General features: G+C 69.6%; 22 protein-coding genes and 1 pseudogene. 6 read left to right on the top strand and 17 right to left on the bottom strand.

The window, feature by feature from the left end; all coding sequences use genetic code 11:
* The first annotated feature begins 39 nt into the window (after positions 1–39).
* A complete protein-coding gene (locus ACFVS6_RS23655) occupies positions 40–1182 on the top strand; it encodes a PucR family transcriptional regulator (RefSeq protein WP_389706593.1) in 1143 nt (380 codons plus the stop codon).
* A gap of 31 nt (positions 1183–1213) precedes the next feature.
* On the opposite strand, the gene ACFVS6_RS23660 is transcribed toward ACFVS6_RS23655, so the two are convergent.
* Positions 1214–2056: a MerR family transcriptional regulator gene (locus ACFVS6_RS23660; RefSeq protein WP_389706595.1), complete on the bottom strand. Its 843-nt coding sequence runs from the start codon at positions 2054–2056 to the stop codon at positions 1214–1216.
* A 318-nt stretch (positions 2057–2374) separates the two neighbouring features.
* Here ACFVS6_RS23660 and ACFVS6_RS23665 point away from each other — a divergent pair, with 318 nt between their 5' ends.
* Positions 2375–2764: a hypothetical protein gene (locus ACFVS6_RS23665; RefSeq protein WP_389706597.1), complete on the top strand. Its 390-nt coding sequence runs from the start codon at positions 2375–2377 to the stop codon at positions 2762–2764.
* Between the two features lie 137 nt (positions 2765–2901).
* Here ACFVS6_RS23665 and ACFVS6_RS23670 read toward each other — a convergent pair whose 3' ends face one another.
* The 7 genes from ACFVS6_RS23670 to ACFVS6_RS23700 form a co-directional block, all read right to left on the bottom strand.
* On the bottom strand, positions 2902–3090 hold the full coding sequence (locus ACFVS6_RS23670; protein WP_389706599.1) for a hypothetical protein: 189 nt from the start codon (positions 3088–3090) through the stop codon (positions 2902–2904).
* Positions 3091–3140: 50 nt separating this feature from the next.
* The gene (locus tag ACFVS6_RS23675) at positions 3141–3914 is read right to left on the bottom strand and encodes a hypothetical protein (RefSeq protein WP_389706601.1); all 774 of its coding nucleotides are present in this window, start codon (positions 3912–3914) and stop codon (positions 3141–3143) included.
* Positions 3915–4118: 204 nt separating this feature from the next.
* Complete coding sequence (locus ACFVS6_RS23680; protein WP_389706603.1) at positions 4119–4478, bottom strand: hypothetical protein; 360 nt, start codon at positions 4476–4478, stop codon at positions 4119–4121.
* 282 nt (positions 4479–4760) lie between these two features.
* Positions 4761–6176 carry an amino acid permease gene (locus tag ACFVS6_RS23685; RefSeq protein ID WP_389706605.1) on the bottom strand — a complete coding sequence of 472 codons (1416 nt, stop codon included), beginning with the start codon at positions 6174–6176 and terminating at the stop codon, positions 4761–4763.
* A gap of 542 nt (positions 6177–6718) precedes the next feature.
* On the bottom strand, positions 6719–7378 hold the full coding sequence (locus ACFVS6_RS23690) for a maleylpyruvate isomerase N-terminal domain-containing protein (RefSeq protein WP_389706606.1): 660 nt from the start codon (positions 7376–7378) through the stop codon (positions 6719–6721).
* 56 nt (positions 7379–7434) lie between these two features.
* Complete coding sequence (locus ACFVS6_RS23695) at positions 7435–7869, bottom strand: ester cyclase (RefSeq protein ID WP_389706608.1); 435 nt, start codon at positions 7867–7869, stop codon at positions 7435–7437.
* An 808-nt stretch (positions 7870–8677) separates the two neighbouring features.
* Positions 8678–9268 carry a TetR/AcrR family transcriptional regulator gene (locus ACFVS6_RS23700; RefSeq protein WP_389706610.1) on the bottom strand — a complete coding sequence of 197 codons (591 nt, stop codon included), beginning with the start codon at positions 9266–9268 and terminating at the stop codon, positions 8678–8680.
* Between the two features lie 97 nt (positions 9269–9365).
* Between ACFVS6_RS23700 and ACFVS6_RS23705 the strand changes: the two genes are divergently transcribed.
* Positions 9366–10337 carry an alpha/beta fold hydrolase gene (locus ACFVS6_RS23705; RefSeq protein WP_389706611.1) on the top strand — a complete coding sequence of 324 codons (972 nt, stop codon included), beginning with the start codon at positions 9366–9368 and terminating at the stop codon, positions 10335–10337.
* A gap of 160 nt (positions 10338–10497) precedes the next feature.
* Here ACFVS6_RS23705 and ACFVS6_RS23710 read toward each other — a convergent pair whose 3' ends face one another.
* Entirely contained in the window at positions 10498–11133 is a 636-nt protein-coding gene (locus ACFVS6_RS23710) for a TIGR04222 domain-containing membrane protein (protein ID WP_389706613.1), read from the bottom strand.
* A 336-nt stretch (positions 11134–11469) separates the two neighbouring features.
* Between ACFVS6_RS23710 and ACFVS6_RS23715 the strand changes: the two genes are divergently transcribed.
* Positions 11470–12918: a M1 family metallopeptidase gene (locus tag ACFVS6_RS23715; protein WP_389706639.1), complete on the top strand. Its 1449-nt coding sequence runs from the start codon at positions 11470–11472 to the stop codon at positions 12916–12918.
* Positions 12919–12940: 22 nt separating this feature from the next.
* On the opposite strand, the gene ACFVS6_RS23720 is transcribed toward ACFVS6_RS23715, so the two are convergent.
* Positions 12941–13633 (bottom strand): N-acetylmuramoyl-L-alanine amidase, encoded by a 693-nt coding sequence (locus ACFVS6_RS23720; protein WP_389706615.1) that lies wholly within the window; start codon positions 13631–13633, stop codon positions 12941–12943.
* Positions 13634–14059: 426 nt separating this feature from the next.
* Between ACFVS6_RS23720 and ACFVS6_RS23725 the strand changes: the two genes are divergently transcribed.
* Complete coding sequence (locus ACFVS6_RS23725) at positions 14060–14680, top strand: VOC family protein (protein ID WP_389706617.1); 621 nt, start codon at positions 14060–14062, stop codon at positions 14678–14680.
* 255 nt (positions 14681–14935) lie between these two features.
* A complete protein-coding gene (locus tag ACFVS6_RS23730) occupies positions 14936–15370 on the top strand; it encodes an SRPBCC family protein (RefSeq protein ID WP_389706619.1) in 435 nt (144 codons plus the stop codon).
* A 68-nt stretch (positions 15371–15438) separates the two neighbouring features.
* On the opposite strand, the gene ACFVS6_RS23735 is transcribed toward ACFVS6_RS23730, so the two are convergent.
* The 7 genes and pseudogenes from ACFVS6_RS23735 to ACFVS6_RS23765 all read right to left on the bottom strand — a co-directional run.
* A complete protein-coding gene (locus tag ACFVS6_RS23735) occupies positions 15439–16290 on the bottom strand; it encodes an ABC transporter permease (RefSeq protein ID WP_389706621.1) in 852 nt (283 codons plus the stop codon).
* Positions 16291–16301: 11 nt separating this feature from the next.
* Positions 16302–17234 (bottom strand): ABC transporter ATP-binding protein, encoded by a 933-nt coding sequence (locus tag ACFVS6_RS23740; RefSeq protein ID WP_389706623.1) that lies wholly within the window; start codon positions 17232–17234, stop codon positions 16302–16304.
* The gene (locus ACFVS6_RS23745) at positions 17231–17575 is read right to left on the bottom strand and encodes a transcriptional regulator (RefSeq protein WP_389706625.1); all 345 of its coding nucleotides are present in this window, start codon (positions 17573–17575) and stop codon (positions 17231–17233) included. The genes ACFVS6_RS23740 and ACFVS6_RS23745 overlap by 4 nt, the downstream gene beginning before the upstream one ends.
* Positions 17572–18084, bottom strand: a complete 513-nt coding sequence (locus tag ACFVS6_RS23750; protein WP_389706627.1) for a hypothetical protein — start codon at positions 18082–18084, stop codon at positions 17572–17574. The genes ACFVS6_RS23745 and ACFVS6_RS23750 overlap by 4 nt, the downstream gene beginning before the upstream one ends.
* A 145-nt stretch (positions 18085–18229) precedes the next feature.
* Entirely contained in the window at positions 18230–19264 is a 1035-nt protein-coding gene (locus ACFVS6_RS23755) for a helix-turn-helix domain-containing protein (RefSeq protein WP_389706629.1), read from the bottom strand.
* 348 nt (positions 19265–19612) lie between these two features.
* Complete coding sequence (locus ACFVS6_RS23760) at positions 19613–20485, bottom strand: hypothetical protein (RefSeq protein ID WP_389706631.1); 873 nt, start codon at positions 20483–20485, stop codon at positions 19613–19615.
* A gap of 132 nt (positions 20486–20617) precedes the next feature.
* Positions 20618–20947 (bottom strand): annotated as a pseudogene (locus tag ACFVS6_RS23765) (NADP oxidoreductase); the annotation flags it as partial.

Raw genomic sequence — 20947 nt, forward strand, 5'->3', positions numbered from 1 at the left:
TGAATCTGATCAGTGGAATTGTTCGCAGGGAACAAAAACGTGAGCCATGCAATCCGGAGGGCCAGTGAATTGGTCCTGGATGAGACGACGGTCACCGCGCTTCGGGCCGCGCTGAGGACCACCGCCGACGAGGTCGTCCAGGCGATCATCGACGAGGTCCCTCCGTACGCCAACGCGCTTTCCGGCCGAATGGGCGCCACCATCCGTCGGTCCGTCCGCACCGCCCTGGGCCTCTACCTGGACCTGGCGAGCGGGAACGCCACGGGCGGCGACGCCGGCGCCGCGGCCTACGAGCTGGGCCGCGGCGAGGTCCGCGACGGACGTTCGATGGACGCCCTGCTCAGCGCCTACCGGGTCGGCGCCCGCGTGGCGTGGCGGGGCCTGGCCGCAGGCGCCGTACCCGCGGGCCTGCCCGCCGCCGAGGTCGCCAAGTTCGCCGAGCTGACCTTCGCCTACATCGACGAGCTGTCCGCCGCGAGCGCCGCGGGTCACGCCGACGAACTGGCCGCCCGGGGCCGGGCGCACGAGCGCCACCTGGAACAGCTGGCCCGCGACCTCCTGGCCGGCGCGAGCCCGGACGCACTCCTCGCCGCCGCTCAACGGGCCAGGTGGCAGCCGCCGATTTCCCTGACGGCGGTCCTGCTGCCCGCCGCCCAGGCCCGGCCCACCTACCGCGTGCTCGATCCGGGCACCCTCGTCCTCGACGATCTGCCGGACGCCTCCGGCGTGCTGCTCGTCCCCGATGCCGACCGGGCACACCTTCTGAGGCAGCTGCCCGACCGCACCGCCGTGGTCGGCCCGGCCCGGCCGTGGACGCGGGCGTCCGCCTCGTACGCACGAGCCGTACGCGCGCGCTCCCTCTCCCCCGACATCCGCGACACCGAGGAACACCTGCCCGAGCTGGTCCTGAGCGCCGACGCGGACGCGTTCGCAGACCTTCGGACGCGAGCCCTCGCACCGTTGCGGACCGTGCCCGACGCGACCTCGCGGCGGCTCGAGGAGACACTACGGGCGTGGCTGCTGCACCAGGGCCGGCGGGACGAGGTGGCGGCCGCGTTGTTCGTCCATCCCCAGACCGTCCGATACCGGATGTCGCAGCTGCGTGAACTGTTTCCCGATCTCGGGTCACCGCAGCTGGTCCTCGAACTGACGCTGGCGGTCGGTCTCGGGGGACGCCGGTAGCGTCCCAGCGCGGGCACGAACGTCAAGGCGATCAGTGGTCCGGGGAGTTGGCGGCGGCGAGGAGTTGCGCCGTGAGTTCCGTACAGCGCATTCGGGCGGGAGAGAAGTCGTAGGGCATTTTGGTGATCGCTTCGAAGGCGCTCATCCGCGTGTCCTCCTCCCCCTTCAAGTCGGCGTCATAGGTCTCGAAGAGCTCCTCATCCGCCGCATCCAGCCCGGCTGCCTCGATGGCCTGTTCCAGGGCCCTTTGATGGGCGCATCGTCGGACGGCGAGTTCTTCGACGCGTGGGTCGTGGGGGTCGACGCAGTCGTCGAGCGCCGCCTCGGCGGCATCGAGTCGGTCGTCCTCGGCCCTCAGGTCGGGGTGGGTGGCCAACACGACGAGGACGCCCGCTTGGATGGCGGCTCCCAGCGGGCCGAAGACCCGTTCCGTGACCAGCAGGGCGTCCAGGTCGGAGGGGCGCAGTGCGCCCGGGGGCAGGTGGCCGAGCCGGTCCGTGACCAGTTCGGAGAGCAGCCCCAGCGGGTTGCCCACCGCCTGCAAACGGTGCACAGCCGCGCGCTGACGCTCGATTTCGGCCTCCCTGGCGGCCAAGGTTTCCTCCAGGCGGCTCAGGACGTCCTCGATGCCCCGGGCTTCGTCGGTCGCGGCCCGCATGTCGTCCAGGCTGATGCCGACCTCTGCCATCTTGCGAATCCACAGCAGGCGGATCACGTCGTCGTAGCCGTAGCGGCGGCGGCCGTCTCCCCCTCGCTCCGGCTCCGGCAGCAGGCCGATCTGGTGGTAGTGGCGGATGGCGCGCGGGGTGGTCCCGGCGAACGCGGCCGCATCACCGATCTTGACCTTGCGGGGCGGCGCGATGAAGGAGTACATGAGACGGAGCCTTTCCTGCTGTCGTGCCTCGACCACACCACATGCCGCTACGTCAGGTGCAACACCACCCCCTCCGTATCCTTCGAAGTACCCGCCGGAGACGGACCCGACGGCGCCGAGACGGCCGGCCACGATGCCGGCCGGAGCAGGCTCCTGCTCGCCGGCGATCCGATGATTCCGGAAGCCAAGGGCGGTCAGGGACGATTGCGGCAGTGCGGTCCGACCGGCGGCCCGCGCGGACTCGGCCGGCCCCGGGCTCGCCGAGGTCACGTACCTCGCCGACCGGCTCGGCTGCCCCACACCACACAGGAGGAACCAGTGTCGGAACGGCAACTGCCGACCCCCGAGGAGAAGCTCACCGCCGCGAAGAGGCTGTCGAGCCTCCCGCCCATCGTCGTGATCTGCGGCTCCACCCGCTTCATGGCCGAGATGAACGAGGCTGATCTGCGGGAGACCAAAGACGGAAGGATCGTCGTCAAACCGGGCTGCGACATGAAGTCGCCGCACGAACTCTGGTCCGATCCCGTCGAGGCCGAGGCGCTGAAGGTTCGACTCGATGCTCTGCACCGGGCGAAGATCCGGCTCGCTGACGAGGTGCTCGTGGTCGGCGACTACATCGGAGACAGCACCCGCGCCGAAATCGGCTACGCCCGGTCGCTCGGCAAGCCCGTACGGTTCACGCACCCAGAAGTCGACCCTGACGCCTGATCAACTGCCGCCACGTCGACAACCAGGGCCGGCAGCCCGCCGTCCGACCGTCCCGCGGCGGCTTCGGCCACCGTCCACGAAACACCGGTCGGCCGGTCGGCTCCTTCGCCCACACCCGCACCCGCACCCACGCCCGTTCAGCGCCACCCGGTACAACCGTCCTCGTGCCCGCCTCCGGTGTCCGCGCCCACGAGACCGATCACGAAGAACACGGCCACGATCAGCGCGAGCGGCAACAGCCAGAAATGGTCTTCGAATCCTGGCCGAATCGAATGCCGTGGGCGGTCGCCATCCGGGCTCCCGGTGTCGCCATCCTCGTTGCTCATCCCGCACCCCCCTCGATCCGTATTCATGGCACTGCGCCGGGCGGTCGGCGTCAAGCCTGCGGGCGCCCGGGACGCTTCGAGCCAGGGTCATGGGAACCATGCCGGTCATCGGCACTTGCGGTGGGCGACGTGGTCCATGCCGCGGCCCGCCTGAATCTCCTGTGAAGTTCTTCGGCCACGGCTTTCGGGACAGGATCCTTGTATTGGGTGATGACACCGCCCGTCCGGACGAACGTGATCGTCCTGCCGGGTTCCTGGAGAGGCCCCGGCTCCATCGGGATTTGGGAACCCGCCAACGCAACGTCTCCGGGCGGTGGTTCGAGCATTCGGTAGGTGACCATTTCGTCCCCCACCTGGTACGGGGACTTCGCCGGCCTCAGGCCGTGGCGCGAGTAGAGGTCCGCGTAGAAGGAGTTGTAGTGCGCACAGGTCGGTACGGCTGCACGAATCCTGCCCATGATCCGTTCGGCGTCGTCCTCCGTGTAGCTGTAGGACTCGATGTGATGCTGCTGCTTTTCCTGCCCCAAGGGCGTGAGCATCACCTGGGTCATTCCCGCAGGCTTGTGATGACGCGTGATCAGCGCAGTGCTGACGGGGCCACACAGATGCTCCTGGGAAGGACTCAAGGACAGGTCCGCGCCGGCTCGGCGCGCGTGATATCCAGGCATGTCCTTCCCGCGCGGCAGGGCATCGATCAGAGCGCGTTCGCTGAGCGGTTGAGTCGACCAATCGAACGGCCCGCCGATCATCAGGCAGGCCCCGAGGAGGGCCACCGCGCCCATCACAGCCGCGCGGAGCAGGGGCCGGACCGGACGGCGACGCATGTGCTGCTCTTTCCTCTCGACGATGCCGCCTTGCGAATGACGCCACGACGGCTGACGGTCAACAGAACCATGTGATGGTCACACGGTGGCACCCGCGGGTCTTCGAAAGGTCACGTCGGACCTGGCGGTTCGACAGGGTCGCGTCCAATGCCCGTGCCCTGCTTCCTGAACTCTGCTTCTGACCTGGCGCTCTCGACGGGAGTGTCACATGTGGCTCGTCTCGTGATAGAGCCGCCAGTGCCACCAACCGCCCCTGCGATGCGCCTGGCGGTATGCGAACGGGTCCGGCAGGGTCCTACGCCACAGTTCGTCATCCAGTCGTGCCAGCAGCCCCTCCAGTTCCCTGCGGGGACGCGGAGGGAGCCTGGACACGGCCGTTTCGAGGAGGTCCCGTGCTACCGCGACGTTGTCCAGGAACTCATGTTGATCACAACCGCAGATCGACAATCTCAGATACAGGTATTTGCCCGGAAGAGCGAGGAAGCCGCGGTAGGCAGCCAGCGCGTCTCCGGTCGCTCCGGGCCACAACCCGTCATGCGGGCGGCGGCACTCCTCGCTGTACATCAGGGCAACGGTCCGTGCGGACAGACGCCAACGCCTGGCATCCCCCTTGCCCTGGTGGCGGGCAGATCCATAGGGCTGTTGTGACACCGGTCGTTGTGGCGCGCGCAGCGCGCCGGGCCGTCTACGCGGCATGGGCCTTTCGGAACTCAGTCATGCAACTGATCATCACAGCAGCACCGGAACCTGTCCAGAGTCACCTGACGGCCCGACGGGACGCGACCACCCGGTATCCGGTATCCGATATCCCGGTATGCCGCCCGGCCGAGACCTGATCGGGCCGGTTCAAGTCATCGGCCGGTCGGGGGCCGGAGGCGCCGCAGCCGTTCCGCGAACCCTCCGCCGGACCAGAAACCAACCACCGGTCAGCACTGCCGCTACGACCGGTACGGCGAGCACGGTCATCGTCCCCACCCCGTGGTCGGCGCTCATGAGGCCGAGCACGCCGATCAGGAACAGCAGGGTGACCGCCTGGGTGTACGGGGCCCCTGGCATCCGATAGGCGGGGCGGGCGACCAGCCCGCGCCGGGACCGGTTCCAGAACAGCAGCGAAGAGATCATGATCATGCCCCAGGTGGCGAGGACACAGACCGACGCGAAGTTGATGACGACCTCGAAGGACTGCGCGGGCACGAAGTAGTTCAGGACCACGCCGAGCACGCCGAAGGAGGCGGTGAGCAGGATGCCGCCGTACGGCACCCGCCCCCGGTTCATACGGGCGGTGAACCTCGGAGCCGAACCCGCAACAGCCATCGAGCGCAGGATGCGTCCGGTGGCGTACAGACCGGAGTTGAGCGAGGACAGCGCCGCCGTGAGGACCACGAGGTTCATGACGGAGGCCGCACCGGGGATGCCGAGCCGGGTGAGGACGGTGACGAACGGGCTCTGATCCGCCGAGTAGGCGGAGCTCGGCAGGAGGAGCGTGAGGAGGACGACGGAACCGACGTAGAAGAACACGATCCGCCACATGATCGTCCTGAGCGCCCTGGGGACGACCTTGCGTGCGTCCTTGGTCTCTCCGGCGGCGACTCCGCACAGTTCGAGGCCGGCGTAGGCGAAGACGACACCCTGCATGACCAACAGCACGGGCAGGAATCCGGCGGGGAAGACGCCGCCGTGGTCCGTGATCGTCGTGAGGCCCGGCACGTGTCCGCCGACGGGGTGGCGGGTCGCGATCAGGACGACGGCGAGGACCATGAAGGCGGTGAGGGCCCCCACCTTGACGACGGAGAACCAGAACTCCGTCTCGCCGAAGGAGCGCACCGAGATCAGGTTCGTGACGAGGACCAGGGTCAGTGCGCCGAGCGCGAGCACCCACTGGGGGACGTGTGCGAAGACCGGCCAGAAGCGCGCGTAGGTGGCGGCTGCGGTGATGTCGGCCATGCCTGTGGTGGCCCAGCACAGGAAGTACGTCCAGCCGGCCGCGTAGGCGCCCTTCTCTCCCATGAATTCGCGGGCATAGCTCACGAAGGCGCCGGAGGAGGGGCGGTGGACGACCAGTTCGCCCAGTGCGCGGACGACGAGGAAGGCGAAGATCCCGCAGAGCGCGTAGGCGAGGGCGAGCGAGGGGCCGGCGGTGGCGAGGCGTCCGCCCGCACCGAGGAAGAGTCCGGTGCCGATGGCTCCGCCGATCGCGATCATGGTGATGTGGCGGGGCCTGAGCCGTTTGCTGTAGCCGTCGTCCCCGGGATCCCCCCGCACGGGCGGGCGCGAAGACGGTGACGGTGACGGTGACGGTGACGAGAACGGGGATGGGGACGGGGGCGGGGACGGGGGCGGGGTCCGGGGGCTGCTCATCCCCCCAGCAAACGGCAGCGCGGGGCGGCGCCGCTTAGTCCGATCGAGCGAGATGCGGGGCGATCCCCGGAGCGACCCCGATCCGCTGCCGGGGCCCGGGCAGGCACGCGGGCCGCCCCAGACGGCCCGACCCAGGCGCGGACTGGCCCCCGAGGCCACTGCCCGGCACGCCGCGGAGGCCACAGCCGCCCTGTGGTTCTTCGTCCGCCGAGTCGTGGAGAAGCCCGCGCAGCCAGGGCAGACGGTCGCCATCGGTGGGGCGGAGCGGGGTGGTGCGAGCGGGTAGGCGCGGTGATGCGGTCGTCCCCTGACCTGAGAGGCCGCCGTCATGCTCGCGATCTCCCGTGACGCGTCAAGGAAACGAATTCGGTCCCGACCGAGGTCGGCTGCGAAACGATCACCAGCGCGACGGAAGGCCGACCCCTTCGTTCCACCGCCGTGGCCGATCAGCCCAGGAAAAGCGGGAACCTCGCCGCCGTGTCGCGCAGTTCGGCGCTCTGCGCCTTGCTGGGCGCGATGCGGCCGGTGCCGATCAGGAGTGCGTCCCGATCGCTGAACGACGGGGGGAACGCCGCTCCGGCGATCCGCTCCAGCAAGGCGCGGGAGCGTGCCAGCCCCTCCTCGGGCGGGAGGGGTCGCGCGTCCGGGAGGTGGGCGATCAGGTCGAGGTGGTGCAACGTCCACTCCAGAACGTACGCACCGAGGTAGTCACTCACGGTGAGGATCTCGTCGCGGGTGCTCACTCGGGCCGACGGATCGGCGAGCTCTGCGGCGCGGCCGGCTGCGGAGCCGACGTCGTCCAGGTGGAACCGCAGCAGGTGCGGGTCGCCGTACGCGGCGGCCAGTCGAACGGTGAGGGCGTCGAGCGGGTCCGCGCCGGTCGGAGGTCGCTCCTCGACGTGCCAGTAGGTCACCGCGTCGACGGTAGGCTCATTCGACGCCGGGGTGGCAAGGGTGATCAGGACGTCCTGGGCATCGATGACGAGGTGGCAGACGAGGTCCCGCACGAGCCAGCCGGCACAGCCCGACGGCCGCGCGAAGTCCGGATCCGGGATCTCCGCGACCGCCGTCCGCAACGCCGTCCAGGAGTGGGTGAAGAGGTCCACACCGGCACCGTAGTGCGGCGATGCCGAGGCGGACAAGCGGAACACCGACCGGTGCGTCACTGTGGGGCGGGGGCGGTCTCGGGTGCGATCTGCCGCATGAGGCTGATCATGTCGGGAGCGACCCACTCCTCGGCGATGCGGTCGTCCTCGACGCGGTAGATCTCCAGGCTCCGGAAACCGACCTCCCGGCCCGTCGGCGCGAATCCCTGAAAGGAACCCCGGTGCGTTCCGCTGAAGTGGACGCGCACGGCCACCCGATCCCCGGCCCCGAACATGTCCTCGACCGTGATCCGCAGGTCGGGAAATCCATCCCACATGGCCCGCGCCCCGAGCTTCCACACCTCCCGGCCGTGGAGGGGGTCAGCCATCCCGGGGACGTTGGCGATGAAGTCCTCGGTGAGCAGTTGTGCGCACGCTTCGACGTCTGCTCGCTCCAACCTCCCATAGGCCGTACGCAGCAGGGTCAGGTTCTTCTCGGTCACGGTGCCCATCTCCACGTTCCTCATCCCTCGGTGCCCTGTCGACCGGAACGTGACCGCCCCGGACCGTCCGGGCTTCAGTAGAAACCGTGCCGTCGCGTCAGGGTCAAGACGACCGGACACCAACGGCGCGGGCCGGGAGGCCTCGGCAGGCGCGAACGTCCACAGGACTCCAGGCCGACCATGACCGTCCGGGACCCCACTACCGCACGGGCGCTCCCCCGCGCCCCGTGAGACTCCCCGGCGATGAGGCCCTGCCCGGAATCCAACGGCTCCGAGCGGCCCTCCCCGGCGTGCGCGCCCTTCCTGATGGACATCGATTCATGAGGAGCGGGTGCACCTGTCGGCAGGGCGACTGGAGGGGGCGGCATGGAACGGCGGTCAGCGGTCCGGATCCCGACTTACGAGTGTGAGGAGCAGCGTGGGACATGGGCGCCGGAGGGCCGTGAGCGGGAGGGGGAGGACCGTGACCGGGAGGCGCGGGAACGGGAGGACCATGACCGGGAGGCGCAGGAGCGGGAACAGGCGCGGATCGAGTCCTTGGACCCGTTCGCGTTCCTGGAGAGCCGGCTGGCGCCGGGCGAGGTCCGGGACACGTTCGCGTGTCAGGACCGGCGTCCGGCCTGCTGCCTGTTGGAAACGATGGAGGCACGGCCCTACGAGGTGTGCGGGGCGGGTGCCGGGCGGACGTGCGGGCCCGCGGCCGGGACGTACGGGCTCGACACGGATCCACCCGGCCCGTCCGCGGAAGCTGCGTCCGGAAGGCGCGCTGACGGATCCGGGCCAGGGTAGGGCACAGAGCCGAGGCGAAACGGCTGGGTCAGCTCCGGGCGCGCAAGGCGTGCGACAGCGCACTCATGCTGATGTCGATGACCGTGCGGAGCTGCTCCTGGCTCGACCCGGTCCTGCTCATCACGGCCAGCGACTGGTTGACGGCCGTCAGGTGAACCGCGAAGTCGTCGGCATCGCCCTCGGCCAACCGCGCGGCGCTCAGGGCGGTCCGCAGCCGCGCATGCTGAGCGTCAAGGGCTTCGATCGCACGTGCGGCGATGGTGGGGCTGAGCGCCGGCGCCGCCATCGCGGTCTGGGCGACCAGGCATCCGTCGGGTACGTCAGGGTCGGCGATGCGCTGCAGGGTGACCTCGAAGAACGCCCGTACCGCTCGGAGCGGTTCCTCGGACGCGCATGAAAGCGCCTCGTCGTACCTGATTCCGTACCGTGCGGCGTAGCGGTCCAGGCAGCGCAGGTAGAGCGAATCCTTGTCGCCGAACGAGGAGTAGATGGAGCTGCGGTTCAATCCGGTCGCCCGGGAGAGGTCGTCGAGAGACGTGTCGGCGTATCCCGCCCGCCAGAACCGGGCCATCGCCGCGTCGAGCGCGATGCCCACGTCGAACTGCTTCTTACCGGCCATCACGCACGCACCTCGTTCTTGTACCAGCCGATCGTGGCCCCGCTCCTGCCCCACCTTATCTTGAACTGATCAGTTCAAGATGCCGTAGGCTCGACGCATGACCGACGACGCGACAGCTCCGAACCGCTCCTGCGACCAGAACCCGGTCCCCGGGTTGCCGCTGTACGACCTCGTGGGTTTCACTCACCGCTGGGTCGAAGCAGAAGGGATCCGACTCCATGCGGTGGAAGGCGGACGGCCGGATGGTTCCACCGTCGTTCTGCTCGCAGGATTCCCGCAGACCTGGTGGGCCTGGCGAAAGGTGATGCCAGGTCTTGCCGAGCGGTTCCATGTGATCGCGATCGACCTGCCGGGTCAGGGTCACTCCGACCGCCCTCGAGGGAGCTACGACACGCACACCGTCGCTTCGCGCGTCCAGGCCGCGCTGACCGCACTCGACGTGCAGAGGTACTGGCTCGTCGCCCACGACATCGGTGCATGGGTCGCCTTCTCGCTGGCCCTGAAGTGCGAAGAGCGCCTGCACGGTGTCGCCCTGCTCGACGCCGGCATTCCCGGAATCACCCTCCCGGAATCCGTCCCGACGGACCCCGACCGAGCGTGGAAGACCTGGCACTTCGCTTTCCACTTGGTGCCCGAACTGCCCGAGAGCCTGCTCACCGGCCGCGAGCGCGACTACGTCGGCTGGTTCTTGAAGGTCAAGACTCTGTCCCCGGACACCTTCGACGACGCCGAGATCGACCATTACGCCGCCGCCATCGCGGCCGAGGGAGGGCTTTCAGCGTCCCTCTCCTACTACCGCGACGCAGCGGAATCAGCGCGCAGGAATCATGACGCTCTCGAACGGGGGCACTTGAGGGTCCCCGTCCTGGGAATCTCCGGCTCCCACGGCTCGATCCCCGACATGGCCGCCTCCATCGGCCCGTGGGTCAAGAACGCGACAGGTGTCGTCATCCCACAGGCCGGACACTTCATTCCCGATGAGCAACCCGACGCAACCGTGGAGGTGTTGACGGCGTTCATCGATGGCGAGCGTGTCGAGTGGAGCGCAACGCCCTGGTCGGTCCGGTGACGTCGGCAAGGTCAGCCGACAGCAGTGCCGCAACATGCCCCGGCCACCGACGAGACGGGCGGACACGCGGCCGGGAGCCGGACGGCCCCACGGAGCGAAGACGTCCAGTGACATCGAAGTCTGGGCAATCCGACCCGCAGCGCGAAGGGACTGTCAGACCTCACTCGCCGCCTCCTCCGCCGCCTCCTCCGCCTCCGCAGCTGTGACCGCCGCCGGAGTGGCTGCCCGTACCCGACCCGGGATCGGAGTCGACGTCGAAGCGCGGGAACCGGCGCCGCGGCGTCCTGCTCCGGCCCCCGCGCCCCGGTGTCGGGCCTCGACCGGGTTGGACCGGCTGCGCGCGGTCGGTCGGGCGTCGCACGGGCGCCTCCCCTAGCGCGCTGCTTTCGACGAAGACGTACGCCGGCATGCTCGGGTCGCACTCGGCCTGCTGGAGGTGTCTGCGGCCCGCACGGGTCACCTGACGGTCCGCGCCCGCCACCAAGCCCCAGGTGGCCAGCCCGCGGCCTATCGCTTCGACCTCCGGGGAGCGTTGCAAACCGGCGCGTACGGCGTCGATGCTCCTGGTGCGCCCGCAGAAGGCGGCGACAGCACGCTCAACGGCGTGGAGGGGCTCTTCCACAGCCACAGTACGCACCTGCGAGGCGTGCACCACGAGCAGCCCGCGTCGGTTCAGCGCGATGACCGCGGCATCCACCACCCGCCGGGCCCCGCCCGCCAGGAACGCGATGTCATACACGTCCAGAATCCGGGTCTCACCCGATCCCCTTACGATCCACCGGAACACCCATCGCATGCCGGCCCCGCCCCCGTTTCGGCTCAGTCCGCCTGTCGCCAGTCTCACCTGACACCGCAGTGCCCAACCCTCTTCCCGCCGTCTCGGTGCGATCCAGCGTCCTCGCGCTGGAGGCGGCCGTCGCCGAGCGCCACCGCGCCGGGAAGCGAAGGCTTGGGGTAGCAGCTCGGTCCCTGCTCGCGTGCGAGGTGCTTCGCGACGTGGCCGGCGGGATCCGGGTCGTGTCCGCCGGTCGAGCCACGGGCACGGCGTGGCGGGGTCGGGGTGCTCGGGGGCTGGGTCATGATCGGCTGCGTGAAGACCTCCGGACGTCTGGCCGCCTTCGCGGTGGCGGGCATGCTCGTCGTCCTCCCCGCGTGCTCGGAGTCCGAGGGCCACGGCGGAGGAGCGAGTGCCCGTGCCGGTGCGGAGGCGAGGGCGGGGGCCCGTACCGGCGCGGACGCGGCTCGTACGGGACCCGGTGCCGCGGTGTTCCGGGGCGGGCGCCCCGGTGCCGCAGGCGCCGGTGACCCGTACTTCCCGGTGCTCGGCAATGGCGGCTACGACGTCACCCACTACGCCCTGGACCTGGCTTACGATCCGGGGAGCGGGCGCCTCGACGGCACTGCGGAGATCACCGCCAAGGCCACTGCGGACCTCAGCGCCTTCAATCTCGACCTACTCGGGATGGAGGTGCTGAGCGCCACCGTCGACGGCGGCAAGGCACAGGTTCGGCGGGACGGGCAGGAGCTGACCCTGCGGCCGCGCGATCACCTCAGGAAGGGCGCCGTCTTCCGGAGTGTCGTGCGCTACGCGGGCGTGCCGGAGTCGATCACGCATGACCACGGGTGGCGCGAAGGCTGGCTGAGGACGGACAACGGAGCGGTCGCGTTCGGTGAGCCGACGGGATCGATGTCCTGGTTCCCGGGCAACCATCACCCGTCGGACAAGGCCTCGTACGACATCACCGTCACGGTGCCCAAGGGGGTGCAGGCGATCTCCAACGGGCGGCTGCACGCCCGGCGCACCAGTGGCGACCGCACCACCTTCCACTGGCGCCAGGTCGAACCCATGGCCGGCCATGTGGCGACCGTTGCCATCGGAAGCTACGACATCAAGACGTCCCGTACCCGATCGGGCGTCCCGATCGTGTCGGCGATGGACACGACGGCGAGCGTCGACGAGGACGGGGCGGTCCTCGGCCGGTTCCCCGAGATCATGGAATGGGCCGAGGGTAGGTTCGGCCCCTATCCCTTCTCCGCCGCCGGGCTGATCGTCGATCAGGCGGCCGATGTGCCCTACGCCCTGGAGACCCAGACGAGGCCGACCATTCCGGCCGACATCTTCCACACCACCAACGTGGTGCACGAACTCTCCCACCAGTGGTTCGGCAACTCCGTCACCCCGCGAACCTGGCGGGACATGTGGCTCAACGAGGGCTTCGCGACCTACGCGGAGTGGCTGTGGACCGAGGACCACGGTGGGCCGAGCGCCCAGGACCACTTCGACCGCAACCACGCCAAGGCCGCGGACGACGACGAGTGGAATTTCCCGCCCGCCGAGCCGCCGACCGCGTCCGACATCTCCGGCCAGCCGGTGTACGTACGCGGCGCCATGGTGATCCACAGGATTCGCCAGGCCGTGGGCGACGAGGACTTCCGCACGCTGGTGCGGGGCTGGGCCCTGCGCCACCGCCACGGTCACGCCTCCACGAAGGACTTCACCGCGTACGTGGAGGCCAAGGCCGGCCGGGACCTCGACTCGATCTGGGACTCGTGGCTCTACGGGGACGGCAAGCCCGCATGACGGGGTCGCCCCCGGCCCGGTGTCAGGTGCTGATGCGCCGGTGGGCGGCCTCGACGAGCTTCATGTACGTGTCCCAGTTCCATACGTCCCCGGGGTCCTCGTGCATGGACAGCGGGATCTCGACGTGGCCGAGAATGTGGTCCCGGTCGACCGGTACGTCGTACTTCGCGCAGATCGTGGCCGTGAGCACGGCTGATGCCTCGTACATCTTGTCGGTGTAGAAGGGCTGATCGGTCCAGCCCTCGTGCTCGATGCCGATGCTCCGGTGGTTGTACCAAACACTGCCCGAATGCCAGGCCACGTCGCGCTCGCGCACGCACTGGGCGATCCGCGTGCCCGCCGCGCTGATCACGTAGTGCGCCGACACCCTCTCCCGGGGGTCCATGAACTTGTCGAACATGACCGGCAAGGGGTCCGTCGTCAGGTGGATGACCACGTAGTCGATGGGATACGTCTCGGGGCGGTCGGAGGTCCTGTAGTTGGACTCGGAGGCTTCGACCCAGACGGCGGGGGCGTAGTCCACCGAGGGGTCCGTGCGCGGGGTGGCCGGCGGCCCGGCGGCAATGCGGGCCTTGCGTACGGTGCTCGGCAGCGCGGCCTTCACCTTCTCCTCGGGCCCCATCAGCCGGGGCAGCCCGACAACGGCCAAGGCCGTACCGGCCGCGCCGGCGGCACCCCACAACAGCCGTCGACGGGTCGGCGCGCTGTCTTCCATGGCACTCCTCATGAGGTCGAGCAGACAGGCTGAAGGACGACACGCCGAAAATGACCGGATGACGGCATATCAGCGGCGTATCCCATAATCTGATCCTTCACCAGCGTCCCGACCCCGGCAAGCCGATCCTCCACCACTCGGCGCACACCACCACCCCTGCCCCGACCGTCGCCACCGGCCCGTACCACCCGGTTCCACTGGCATGCGGTTGACCGGGCCGCCGCTCATGGCATGGCTGCGCCATGAGCTCGACGGTCATGCCCGGACAGCGCCACAGGCGGCTTCTACCGGGGCCTCCCCCGCCGGGATGACGGCGATCGATCCGCTCCACGGCTGAATCCACGCCGGAGACGCCCCGGGCGGCGGGCGTGGCGTCGGGATATGCACGGGTTCCCCGGTGATGATCGCGCAGTGAGACTTGATCACGTGTCCTACGCAGTGGCCCGCGACAGCTTCGTGTCGACCGTCCAGTGGATCGGATCGGCCCTCGGCGCCGGGTTCGTCGACGGGGGCGTGCACCCCAGATTCGGCACACGCAATTTCATTCTCCCGCTGAGCGGCGGCACCTTCGTCGAGGTCGTCACCACACTCGACCATCCCGCCGCCGACCGCGCGCCCTTCGGCCAAGCGGTCGCGCGTCGCGCCGCCGAGGGCGGCGGCTGGCTCGGTTGGGTGGTCTCCGTCGACGACCTCGCCCCGGTCGAGGCCCGCCTCGGCCGCACGTCGGCCGAGGGCCACCGTGTCCGCCCTGACGGGTTCGACCTGAGGTGGAAGCAGATCGGCCTGCTGGAACTGCTGGAGGATCCGCAACTCCCCTACTTCCTCCAGTGGTTGGTTCCTGGCGAAGAGCGCCCGAGTGCCGACCCCCGCACTCCCACCACCATCCACGGCGTGTCCATCGCCGGCGACGCCGCCTCCATCGCCGATTTCCTCGGCGAACCGGCCGACCACCCCCTCGACCAGATCGACGTCACCTGGGTCGAGGATGAGGAACCGGGCCTGGTCTCGGTCGAATTCGCCACCGCCCACGGCACGGTCACGATCTGACCGGATCACGACCTCCCTGCGGGAGCGGCCGGTTGGGGTCTCCCGGCCGGCTGCACCAACCCTCCCCCGGTGCGCTCCTGCCCGTTATCCCAGCGCCAGGACTGCGCAGGGGCTCACGCTGACCGGTGTTTCGTCACGGGGCAGGCGCACGGACGCAAAGCCGGCCGAGGTGTGGGCATCCGTTGTCGGTCGGGAGGCGGAAGAAGGGGTGAGGGAGCGGCACAGGCCGGTTCCGACAGCTGAAGGAGCGAGCCAGTGATCACGGTGGAGCGTAGTTTCCTCGTCGAACTTCCGCTCGGCGAGTTGATCACCTACCTGGAAGACTTCGGTCATGCCGAGGAATGGGACCCCGGCACCGTGCGGTGTGTCCGGATCGATGACGGGCCGGTGGAGCCGGGCGCCCGCTGGCACAACACCTCCCGCTTCCGGGGGCGAACCACGGACTTGGTCTACCGACTCGAATCCAGGAATGCGCACGAGCTGGTGTTCGTCGGAGTGAACAAGACCGTGACCTCCACCGACGTCATGCGTTTCGAGGCCCGATCGGCTCTCGCCACCCACATGACGTACACCGCTTCGCTGCGTTTCAAGGGCCTGGCCAGATTCGCCGAGCCGTTCCTGCGGTCGGAGTTCGAAGCACTCGGGGACAAGGTCGCGAAGCAGTTGCCATCAGCGGCCGAGGCCCGGTGAACAACCCGCTTCGGGACACCGGCTCTCCGTCCACGATGGATGGTCACCGAGGAAAGGCGCGAGTCCGGCTACGCGGCCGGTGCGCCGCTCTGTGCGGCCTTGCGTTGGCGGGCGGTCAGCCGCGAGCCGGACTCGCGGCGGGCGGCGCGGCGCAGGAGCGGTACCGCGAGGAGGAATCCGAGGACCGCCCAGGCTGTGAGGACCATGGCGACCATGGGCAGTTCCCAGGAGCCGGCCGCCTCAGCGGTCCGTGCCGAGTCCGGGAGCAGCGCCGAACGCAGTCCCTGCGCCATCCATTTGAGCGGAAAGACCGAGGCCACCTGCTGGACCGGCACGGGCAGCGCGGTGATCGGGAACACCGCCCCCGAGATGAGCAGCAGCCCCATCGTCGGCAGCATGATCAACGCGAGGGCCTCGCGGGGGTTGGGCAGTACGGCGCCTATGGCCGCGCCCAGGGGTACGACGGCGAGCAGCCCGAGTACGGTGACCCACAACAGCGTCACCCAGGCGCCCGGCCCGTGCGGTAGTGGGCCGTCCACGAGCAGCGCCCCGGCGACCAGGAGCAGCGCCAGGTTGCCGATCGCCAGGACGACCACCAGCAGGCACTTGGCGACGAGATAGGCAGGTATCCCGCCGGGCGTGGCGCGCAGCCGCAGCAGGGTGCCCTCCTCCCGCTCGGTCACGAGGATCTGTGGGAGGTTGATCAGCCCGACCTGGAAGAGCTGGTAGGCGGCGAAGCCCGCCAGCACCAGATGTGTCATCGGGGTTCGGGTCCCGGGCACGTCGTCGCTGATGTAGAGGGCGACGAGCAACGCGACGACCACGTTGGTCAGATGGCCGGACATCTCCTTGCCGTTGCGCAGGAGGTGCCGGAGCTCGATTCCGCCGCGCTGGAGCCCGGCACGCCAACTGTTGGTCATGTGTGTCCCCCTCATGCGGCCGGTATCTCCTCGTGCGCGTCGCTGTCCGCGTCGTCGGCTTCGTCCGCGCCGTCGGCCTCCCGGCGCACCATGTGCAGGTAGGTGTCCTCCAGCCTCGGGCGGCGGACCTCCAGGTCGGCGATCGGGCCGCCCCCGTGACGGTGCAGTTCCCAGACCAGCCGTGAGGGGTCCTCCGTGCGTTCACGGCGCGGGGTCCCGTCGTCGGCCGTCCAGCGGACCTCGGCCTGGGCGGCGGCTCGCCGCGCCAGTTCCGCGGGCGTGCCACAGCCCCGGATGCGGCCGCCGACCAGCATGGCGATCCGGTCGGCGAGCCGCCCGGCCTCGGCCAGGTCGTGGGTGGTGATCAGGACGGTGACGCCCTCGTCATGGGCCAGCTGTTCGACCAGGGCATGGAACTCCTGTCTGGCCTGGGGGTCGAAGCCGGTGGTCGGCTCGTCGAGGAAAAGGAGTTCGGGGCGGCCGATGATGCCGAGCGCGACGTCCAGGCGGCGGCGCTGACCGCCGGACAGGCGGTCCACCTGTTTGCCGGCCTGGTCGGTGAGACCGACCAGGGACAGCAGTTCGGCCGGGTCGCGCGGGTCGGGGTAGTAGGTCGCGAAGTGGTTCAGCAACTCGGCGACCCGCCAGCGGCGGTGGTCGCGCCAGGACTGCAGGACCAGTCCGATCCGGGCTCGCCACGCGTCGCCGCCCCGGTCGGGATCCGTACCGAGGACGCTCACCTCCCCGCCGGAGCGCTGCCGGAAGCCTTCCAGGATCTCGACGGTGGTGGTCTTCCCCGCGCCGTTGGGCCCGAGCAGCGCGAAGACCTCGCCGCGGTGGATGTCCAGGTCGACGCCGCGCAGGACGTCGATGTCGCCGTACGCCATGGTCAGATCGCGTACCCGGATCACGGGCCGGTCGTCGGCGTGCCCGACCGTCGTCATCTTCCCGCCTCCGCGCGGGAGTGCTGTTGTGCCGCCCCCGTCGCGAGGCCGGCGCTGTCGACGATGGCCCGGAGTGCCGCCACATGCCCCTCGAAGGCGGTGCGGCCACGGTCGGTCAGCCGTACCTTCGTACGGCGGTTGCGGCCGCCGCCTTCCTTCTGGATCGCCAGGTATCCGGCCCCCTCCAGGGTGTGCAGCTGCTTGGAGAGCGCGGAGTCGCTGAGCGAGAGGCTGTCGCGGACGAACGCGAAGTCCGCCCACTCGGTGGCGGCGAGCAGCGCGACCACCGACAGCCGGGTGGCGGGGTGGATCAGTTCGTCGAAGCCGGCGGGGGTGCTCATCGGCCCGCCTCCTTGTCGGTCACCGGTGCACCCGTGGTCCGCACCGAGTCGGCCGCCCAGCGGTTGGCGGGGCCGAGGAAGAGCAGATACAGGGCCACCGCGGCGGTGGCCTGGATGGGGCCGGCGTGGATCGGCTCCAGTCCCTCGGTCAGATGGTCCGCCAACACGACCGTCCCGCCTACCAGCACCCCCGCCGCACCGAATACGGCCCACATGCGCCCGGTACAGCGGGTGCGGTGCAGTTGCATCCGGCTCCTGCGGCCGCTCATCACGATCAGCACACCCAACAGGCCGATGTAGACGGCCAGGAACAATCCGACGCCCCACTGGGGCAGGTCCATGCCGACGCCCGCAAGGAACACCCACATGAGCGCGGCCGTGCCGTAGGTCGTGCCCCGCCCGCCGGACGCCGAGCGCTCGTACTCGTCGTACACCCGCTCCTGCGGCACCCGGATGCGCTGGAGATCCTTCCATGCCTGTTCGGCATCCACCGGCATGCTCATGGCCATCGCCCTCTCCACCCCGACTACTTTCCCATGAGGAAAGTTACTCCTGACTTTCCCGATGGGCAAGTCGTGTCCGGACCGCGCGGGCGGACTGCGGCCGCCCCGCGGCGCTCGCCGAGCTCTCGCCGGGCTGCGGCCCCGGATCCGGTCACGCGCTTTCGGTCGGTCCGTGGCCCGGCGGGTTCCGGGTCGGCGCGAGTGAGGCTGCTCCGGTCGAGCGGGCGTATTCCGAGGGGGTCTGACCGTAGTGCTTCTTGAAGGCTCGGGTGAAGTGACTGCCGTCCGCGAACTGCCAGTGTGCGGCGAGTTCCGAAATGCTCAGGCGCCCTGACGGCGCGGCAAGGGCGAGGCGGGCCTCGTGCAGTCGCCGGTGGCGGATGTAGGTGGTCACCTGCTCACCCACGGCGGCGAAGGCCCGGTGCAGCGTACGGACGGAGACGTTGAGTTCACGCGCAAGCATCGCCGGGGACAGTTCGGGGTCGGCGAGTCGACGGTCCGCGAGGTCCTTCGCCGCCCGGGCGAGCGCGGGAGCCAACCGGGGTTCCACGTCGTCGAACCGTCCCTGCGCCACCGCCTTGGACAGCTCGACCAGGGTGCCCTGGGCAGCTGCCAGCCCGGCCGGGCCCAGGTCGGCCACGGTTGTGTGGATCATGTCCGCGAGGGCTGTCAGCAAGCGCATCTCGGCCGAGTCCGCCGGCCCGGTGATGACGCGGCTACCGAGCAGGGGTTTGAGCTCGCCGGGAGGCAGGACGATGAACTTCGCCGTGAGGTGAGCCGTCGTCTCGAAGGCCGTCAGGCGCCCGAGGTGCCGGATGAGGAACTGCCCGGCCGACACGGTCCGGTCGCCGTGACCGGGCGGGCCTCCGAGGGTCCATGCGCCGCGCCGCACGACGTACATGGCAACCAGGTCCTGATCGCCGCCAGGGACGTCCGCGGTCCGGGTCGCCGAAGCGGCGTGAAGATCGGCGATCGCCGCGCCGTGCACCTTGGCCACTTTGCCCTTGACCCGGAAGTCACCGATCGTGTCCGTGCTGAAGGCCGGCAGTTGGAAGACGTCGTCGCCGATCTGTGTCTCCCACCCGCGCCGGAAAGCGTCGAGTCCCCGCGGTGCGGCGCCCCGGACGGTCGAGTCCACTGCGAATACCCCGCGTGCGCCGTCGACCTCCGCTCCAGTACCGTGCATGCCTCTCTGATCCCCTCGTACGCATTGCTTCAACGCCGTCCTGTGGTCGTCGTGTTCCGTAGGACGCCGCCATGATTCACGTGAACACCGCGCCAATCTTCCTATGAACGGCACGCAGCGCGGCGGGCGAGGGGAGGGGCGGAGCTGATGCTTCGGATTGGGCGGGATGAGCTGAGCCGAGCTCTGCGACCGGGTGGGCGTCGAAGTGGTCGGTTTGCACAGTTCGACAACGAAAAGCGCGACCCCTGACGAGCAGGCCGTGAGAAGCCTGCTCGTCAGGGGTCGCGCTCGCGTTCCGTCATCACCGATGCGCTCGTGCGCCGGCGGTGGCGCCGCCACAGCCGGCGCTTACGCCCGAGGTGTCGGGAAGTGACTGGTGCGCGGTTCGCCTTCGGGGCCGATGCCGTCGGCCACACCCAGACAGGTGCTGCCCCGGAAGACACCGAGTTCGTAGTGCACAGACCCGGTGTCGCCGGAACGGGCCGTGAGCCCGATCTCGTAGTCTCCCGGGTAGGTGACCTCACCGAGATACCGGATCCGGTACGACCGGGGCGACAGATCCGGCACCGCTCCCCCGTCCGACGTCCCGATCGAGTCCAACGCGAACGCGGCGACGGCCTCGTCGTACCAAGTCGCCAGCGCCATGAAGTTGACGTGCTGGTTGGAGTCGACGTCACCGATCCGGGAACGCAGCGGGGCCCAGTTCGAGTAGTGGGCGCGGTTCAGGCGCTCCGGGCGCAGACGGGTGGCCGGTGGCCCTCCTGCCGTCCCCGTCCCCGTCCCCGTCTCCGTCTCCGGTAGCCGCATCTCGTGGAGATCGGCGATCAGCTCGTCCGGAAGCTGGAGCGGCCCCGAACCATCGGCCAGCACGACGGTCGCGTCGCCACTGCCCACATGCTTTCCGCCGACCATGGCCTCTTGTCCGAAGGTGAGGGAGGAGCGCCCGATCCGGCGAACACCGGTGTGCACCTGCACTCGAGTACCGGCCGGTCCGGCCGGAGCGAGTCGACTGACCTGCTGGCCGACGAGCAATATCCGGAACGAACCGAAACCCCCCTCACCGATGAGGCGTTCGAAGCGGCGCAGCCGCAGCCGAATCCGGGCGTCCTCCAGCCAGCGGGCCATGCCGATCGTGCTTGCCAAGCCGTCTCGGCCGAGATCGGCCTGTCGCACCCGGACGTCGACCTGGACGCCGGCGCTCTGGTGTTCAGGAGAGTTCATGTATGACGACCTCATGTCAACGACAGCTCCGCGAACGACTCGGACCGTGCCCGCGGCGATCCCGTGTCCCACCGGGAACTCGTTCGCTGTCGGCGCCCGCTCCGGTCGCCTGCGGCCCGCTTGGTTCGACGGTCAGCGGGCGATCGAGATGGCGAAGGGTGTGAATCCGTTGGCGCGGATGACGTGGGGTACGAAGAGGATCGCGGCTTCTGTGGCGCGGGCGGTTCGGATGCCGCCGAGGTCGGTGATCCAGTGGTCCTGCCAGCCGAGGTCGGTGAGGAGTGCGCGCACGGTTTGTTTGGCCTGCCGGTCCTCGCCGGAGAGGAACGCGGTCGGCGCCTGGGTGAGTGTGGCGGGTGCGGTCATGACGGGGAAGAGCATGGTGTTGAGCGTCTTGACGACGTGGGTGTCGGGGAGTGCTTCCTGGAGTTGTTCGGCGAGGCTCGATCCGGGGTGGATGAG

Origin of the sequence: Streptomyces sp. NPDC057939, assembly GCF_042887545.1 — a bacterium.
GTDB lineage: Bacteria > Actinomycetota > Actinomycetes > Streptomycetales > Streptomycetaceae > Streptomyces.

What these genes read in the sequence shown, in the direction of transcription:
- ACFVS6_RS23660 (WP_389706595.1), bottom strand. Translation starts at nt 2,056, where the DNA reads ATGTACTCCTTCATCGCGCCGCCCCGCAAGGTCAAGATCGGTGATGCG.
- ACFVS6_RS23670 (WP_389706599.1), bottom strand. Translation starts at nt 3,090, where the DNA reads ATGAGCAACGAGGATGGCGACACCGGGAGCCCGGATGGCGACCGCCCA.
- ACFVS6_RS23675 (WP_389706601.1), bottom strand. Translation starts at nt 3,914, where the DNA reads ATGCGTCGCCGTCCGGTCCGGCCCCTGCTCCGCGCGGCTGTGATGGGC.
- ACFVS6_RS23680 (WP_389706603.1), bottom strand. Translation starts at nt 4,478, where the DNA reads ATGTACAGCGAGGAGTGCCGCCGCCCGCATGACGGGTTGTGGCCCGGA.
- ACFVS6_RS23695 (WP_389706608.1), bottom strand. Translation starts at nt 7,869, where the DNA reads ATGGGCACCGTGACCGAGAAGAACCTGACCCTGCTGCGTACGGCCTAT.
- ACFVS6_RS23700 (WP_389706610.1), bottom strand. Translation starts at nt 9,268, where the DNA reads ATGGCCGGTAAGAAGCAGTTCGACGTGGGCATCGCGCTCGACGCGGCG.
- ACFVS6_RS23705 (WP_389706611.1), top strand. Translation starts at nt 9,366, where the DNA reads ATGACCGACGACGCGACAGCTCCGAACCGCTCCTGCGACCAGAACCCG.
- ACFVS6_RS23710 (WP_389706613.1), bottom strand. Translation starts at nt 11,133, where the DNA reads ATGCGATGGGTGTTCCGGTGGATCGTAAGGGGATCGGGTGAGACCCGG.
- ACFVS6_RS23715 (WP_389706639.1), top strand. Translation starts at nt 11,470, where the DNA reads ATGCTCGTCGTCCTCCCCGCGTGCTCGGAGTCCGAGGGCCACGGCGGA.
- ACFVS6_RS23720 (WP_389706615.1), bottom strand. Translation starts at nt 13,633, where the DNA reads ATGGAAGACAGCGCGCCGACCCGTCGACGGCTGTTGTGGGGTGCCGCC.
- ACFVS6_RS23735 (WP_389706621.1), bottom strand. Translation starts at nt 16,290, where the DNA reads ATGACCAACAGTTGGCGTGCCGGGCTCCAGCGCGGCGGAATCGAGCTC.
- ACFVS6_RS23740 (WP_389706623.1), bottom strand. Translation starts at nt 17,234, where the DNA reads ATGACGACGGTCGGGCACGCCGACGACCGGCCCGTGATCCGGGTACGC.
- ACFVS6_RS23745 (WP_389706625.1), bottom strand. Translation starts at nt 17,575, where the DNA reads ATGAGCACCCCCGCCGGCTTCGACGAACTGATCCACCCCGCCACCCGG.
- ACFVS6_RS23750 (WP_389706627.1), bottom strand. Translation starts at nt 18,084, where the DNA reads ATGGCCATGAGCATGCCGGTGGATGCCGAACAGGCATGGAAGGATCTC.
- ACFVS6_RS23755 (WP_389706629.1), bottom strand. Translation starts at nt 19,264, where the DNA reads ATGCACGGTACTGGAGCGGAGGTCGACGGCGCACGCGGGGTATTCGCA.
- ACFVS6_RS23760 (WP_389706631.1), bottom strand. Translation starts at nt 20,485, where the DNA reads ATGAACTCTCCTGAACACCAGAGCGCCGGCGTCCAGGTCGACGTCCGG.